The organism is Xenorhabdus hominickii (genome assembly GCF_002632725.1).
Lineage (GTDB): Bacteria > Pseudomonadota > Gammaproteobacteria > Enterobacterales > Enterobacteriaceae > Xenorhabdus > Xenorhabdus hominickii.
This window is the reverse complement of record NZ_NJAI01000123.1, coordinates 1-313: the sequence shown is the minus strand read 5'-3', so window position 1 is coordinate 313 and position 313 is coordinate 1. Positions and strand designations below refer to the sequence as shown.

Here is a 313-nt window from a genome sequence, read left to right as displayed (position 1 = left end):
TCTGGAATGAAGCCGGGCTGGCCGGTTCGGCCTCGGTGATCCTGTGTGAATCGCTGATTGATGCGATGTCGTTCTGGTGTGCGGGGTATCGGCATGTGACCTGTTCCTATGGGGTACACGGGTTTACCGAGGCGCACCGCGCCGCCTTCCGGCAGCATGACATCCGGCAGGTGCATATTGCCTATGACAATGATAAAGCGGGCAATGACGCGGCGGCGGCGCTGGCCGCCGAGCTGCAACTGGCCGGGCTGGCTGTCTGGCGGGTCGTGTTCCCCGAAGGCTGCGATGCCAATCGCTTTAGCTGCGAAGTAGC

1 protein-coding gene is annotated in these 313 nt (G+C 62.3%); it reads left to right on the top strand.

All coding sequences use genetic code 11. The annotated features are described in order from the left end of the window. Nucleotides 1-313, top strand: a 313-nt coding sequence (locus Xhom_RS25480; RefSeq protein ID WP_145957543.1) for a toprim domain-containing protein, incomplete at both ends; no start/stop codon positions are given.